At 40.6% G+C, this 5,042-nt stretch carries 1 pseudogene; it reads left to right on the top strand.

Annotated elements, in window-relative coordinates:
• Positions 1–84: 84 nt before the first annotated feature.
• Positions 85–5,042 (top strand): annotated as a pseudogene (locus ACFIQC_RS09210) (hypothetical protein); the annotation flags it as partial.

Genomic DNA, 5,042 nt, shown 5'->3' on the forward strand with positions numbered 1-5,042 from the left:
AATTCCAAAGATATCGATAATGCTAAAATGTGTCTTTTTTATGTTTTGGAGGTGTTTCTAAGTTTTTTCATTGGAGAATTTATTATGAAAAAATCATATGCCACACTAGCACACGATGATGCAAATGGGATTCATTTTCCTTATCCGTTGTCTTTGGTGAGGGCGCTTTTGTTGGCTGCAATAGTTGCGTTTTTATCGAATGTTTCTCCTAGTTTTTCGGCAAATGTCGATGTAAGCAAAATATTCCTTGAAGGTGTCGAGAGCGCTGTTGTAGGAGCTCCACGAAATGTTATTTCTGCTTATGATGGCGATAACAGTGAGTTAGATGCTTCTGGTGCATCAAAGGAAAATTATATAACAGCGTTGAATGTTGCGACAACACCTAAGGTGGATGCTACCAGTGACTACGCAAATTTTCTGGTCAATACTCTTTCTAGTAACAGTGATAATAATTCCACAATAAATACTTTGACAACAAGACAACTCATTCCTGTTAGTGAACTGCAGCGAGACACGAAAGCTGATAAAGGTATTATGTTGGGCGAGGATGCAAAGACTAAAATGGAAAGTGGTATAGCTATAGGTAATGGCGCAAATTCAACAAACAAAAATGCTACCAGTTTGGGGGGTGATGCACGGGCGCAAGGTTTTAATAGCATTGCTATAGGCTATAAGGCGGAAGCTTTGGGTCAAAATAGTATCGCAATAGGTAACCAATATGGTGCTGGTACAAGCGTAACAAAAGCGATTAAGAATTTTTCAACAGCTGTGGGAGATTTTGCGACTGCTGGGGAAGAATATACGGCTGCTTTTGGTGTGGCTGCAGATGCATTGGGAAAATATTCTATTTCTATAGGATATAAAACAGTGTCAAGAGGGGTGGACAGCGTTTCTATAGGCGAGAATGCTGTATCAGAAGGGGGTGGTGTTGCAATAGGAAGTTTTTCTATGGCTAACAGGGCTGGTGGTGTTCCGGGTTATACTTCTGTGCTGCAGGGACCTGCAGCAAATACGGCATCTTATTGGAAATCTACAGCAAGTGCTGTCAGTGTTGGTAATATTGATAATGAAAGAACGCGCCAAATTACAGGTGTAGCGGCTGGTAGTGAAGATTCAGACGCAGTGAATGTAATACAATTGAAAGACTTAGAAAGGGTCGTAAGAGAAAACGGTTGGAAACTATCAGTTGGAGATAAAAATGCTACAGCTGTTCTTATGGATAGCGGAGTAGATTTTTCTGCTGGAAGTAGCAACCTAAATATTACAAAGGGCGATAAGGACAATAAGCTAAAATTTGATCTTGCTAAAGATATTACGTTGAGTAGTGCAAAAGTAGCAGGAAATACCTTAGATGCAACGGGCTTAGTAATTACTGGTGGTCCCAAAATAACGACCGATGGTATTGATGCTGGAGGTAAAGAGATAAAGAAAGTTAAGGCTGCAGCACTCACTGAGACTTCACAACAAGCGGTGAATGGTTCACAGTTATTTGCAACAAATAATGAAATTGCTGATGTAAGAGACAGTATCCTTGTTAAGCAAGAAGAAGAAAAAGAGGAGAAATTAGCGCGTAGTCTCCGTGCGGGGGGTACAGGTCTCATCACCATTGGGAAAGGAACTGGTGGTACTGAAATCAGCATTCTGAATAAAGATAGTGAGAAACGGAAAATTTCCGGTTTATTAGGTGGCGATCTCAGTGCAAATTCAGATGAAGCGGTTAATGGCTCACAGCTGTTTACTACAAATCAAAATGTTACAATTGTAGCCACGAATATAGCTAAGTATTTAGGTGGTGGCGCTAAATATGAAAATGGCGCTTGGACTGCTCCTAAATTTACTGTTAAGTCCGTTAAGGATGATGGCGAAACAGAAAACAAAGAATATCCTGATGTAGCATCTGCCTTTGAAGGTGTAGGTACTTCTATCACGAATGTTCAGAATAAATTGACTGAACAGGTTAATAATGTGATTAACAAAGTAGAAAGCGAAAGCTTTGTTCAGCAAGACCAAGCAACACATCGTCTCACTATTGGAGCTGCAGTAGAAGGCAGTGAAATCAACATTGCCAATAAGGACAAAGGGGATCGGATTCTTTCTGGTGTGAAGGCAGCAACACAAAATAATGAAGCGGTTAATAAGGGTCAGCTTGATGCAAGTCTGAAGGATCTTTCTACCAGCCTTCAGTCAGATGAATCAGCTGTTGTTCATTATGATAAAACAGGTGATGAAACTGATTATACGAGTGTGACTTTAGGCAAAGGTAAGGATAAGGCAGCTGTAGGTCTCCATAATGTTGCTGATGGTCAGATTGCCAAGGGTTCACGTGATGCAATTACGGGTGGTCAGATTAATAAAATTGGTGGTGATATTGCTAAATTTTTAGGTGGAGAAGCATCCTTTAAAGATGGAGCTCTTACACAGCCAACGTATAAATTATCTTACATTGCTAAAGATGGAGTTGTAACAGAGAGTTCGTTTCAAGGTGTTGGAACTGCATTTGCAGGTCTTGACACGAATATCAAGACTATGAATCAGCGCATTAAGGAAGTATCTGAAGGAGTTGCGCATGATTCCTTGTTATGGAGCAAGGAAGCCGATGCGTTTGTAGCGCGTCATGAAAAGAAGCGAGAAGAAAAAGGCAGAGCTGTAGCAACACAAGAAAATAGCAAGATTACATTTCTTGCCACAGGAGATATTACGAAAGATTCCACAGACGCCATAAATGGCTCGCAGCTTCATACATTAGGCACAGGGGTTGCCTCGTATTTTGGCGGTGATGCTAAGTATGAGAATGGTCAATGGACAGCCCCAAACTTCAAGGTTACAACAGTCAAAGAAGATGGTAACTCTGAAGAGAAGAAATATGACACTGTAGCGGAGGCTTTGGCGGGTGTTGGCACTTCCCTCACAAATGTAAAAAATGAGATTACCAATGAAATTGCCAATGTGAAAGGCGATAGCCTTGTTAAGAAAGATGCAGATACACATCTTATCACTATTGGAGCTGCAGTAGAAGGCAGTAAAATCACTGTTGCCAATAAGACTGGTGTGGCACGGATTATTTCTGGTGTTGCCGCTGGTACTGAAGAAACTGATGCGGTGAATTTTTCGCAATTAAAAGATGTCAAAGAACAAGTAGCAGCCAGTAGCTTCGTTAAACAGGATTCAGAAACGAAACATATCAACATTGGAAAAGAAACAGATGGTGATAAAATTGATATTGCCAACAACAAAAATGATAATCGTACTCTTACAGGTATAAAGAATGGCACTCTCTCAGCGGATTCCAATGAAGCGGTCAATGGTTCCCAACTTTTTGCAACAAATACTGAAATTGCTAATGTAAGAGACAGTATCCTTGTTAAGCAAGCAACAGAGATGACTTTATCGCGTAGTCTCCGTGATGGAGGAACAGGTCTTATCACTATTGGTAAGGGAACTGGTGGTACCGAAATTAGTATTTTGAACAAAGAGAATGAAGGACGGAAGCTTTCCGGTTTACTCGACGGGGATATCAGTGAAAACTCAAAGGAAGCTGTAAGTGGTGGTCAGATTCATACTCTAGGTAGCAGTGTTGCATCTTATTTTGGTGGTGATGCAGCATTTTCAGCGGGTGTTTTTACAGCGCCAACTTATAACATCTCTAATGTTTCTGACGATGGTACGGTAACGACTAAATCACATAACGATGTTGGTTCAGCTTTTTCTGATCTTGATACGAGTGTCAAGAATGTGAATACTCATCTAACGAATGAGGTCAAAAATTTTACTGAAAAACTAACGAATATTACACAAGAAGTCCAAGGCGATGCTTTATTGTGGAGCAAAACTGATAAAGCCTTTGTAGCGCAGCATGGTGAAAAAGAAGGTGAAAAAACAAACAGCAAGATTACATCGCTGGCTGATGGTTCTATTGTAGCTGGTTCGAGCGATGCGGTTACGGGTGGTCAGATTAATACCATAGCTGCGAGTTTATCAAAGATTTTAGGTGGCGCTGTATCCTTTGATGGCAAAAACTTTACAGGACCAACGTATGACTTATCGACAGTTTCTAAAGAGGGTAATGTAACAAATAAATCGTATGAAGGTGTTGAAACAGCCTTTAAAGGACTTGATGAGAATATCAAAACCGTTAACGATCGTATTAAGGAAGTCTCAAAAGGAGTAGCACAGGATTCTTTGTTATGGAGCAAGGAAGCCGATGCCTTTGTAGCGCGTCATGAAAAGAGCAAAGAAGAAAAAGGCAAAGCTGTCAGGACACAAGAAAACAGTAGAATTACGTTCCTTGCAAATGGTGAGATTAGCGCTAAATCAACAGATGCTGTAACGGGTAGTCAACTTTATTCGCTGAACGAACAACTTGCGACCTATTTTGGTGGAGGTGCTGGTTATGATAAAGAGGGCAAATGGAAAGCACCAGATTTCAAGATCAAGCAGTTTAGTGAGGATGGTACTTCTTTTGACAAGAATTATCAGAATGTAGCGGATGCACTTGCAGGTGTTGGAAGTTCTATCACGAATGTTCAGAATAAATTGACTGAACAGGTTAACGATGTGATTACCAAAGTAGAAAGCGAAAGCTTTGTTCAGCAAGACAAAACAACGCATCGTCTCACTATTGGAGGTGCAGTAGAAGGCGGTGAAATCAACATTGCCAATAAGGACAAAGGGGATCGGATTCTTTCTGGTGTGAAGGCAGCAACACAAAATAATGAAGCGGTTAATAAGGGTCAGCTTGATGCAAGTCTGAAGGATCTTTCTACCAGCCTTCAGTCAGATGAATCAGCTGTTGTTCATTATGATAAAACAGGTGATGAAACTGATTATACGAGTGTGACTTTAGGCAAAGGTAAGGATAAGGCAGCTGTAGGTCTCCATAATGTTGCTGATGGTCAGATTGCCAAGGGTTCACGTGATGCAATTACGGGTGGTCAGATTAATAAAATTGGTGGTGATATTGCTAAATTTTTAGGTGGAGAAGCATCCTTTAAAGATGGAGCTCTTACACAGCCAACGTATAAATTATCTTACATTGCTAAAGA

Origin of the sequence: Bartonella sp. AA126HLJHH (assembly GCF_042197425.1) — a bacterium.
In the GTDB taxonomy this organism is placed as follows: Bacteria; Pseudomonadota; Alphaproteobacteria; order Rhizobiales; family Rhizobiaceae; genus Bartonella.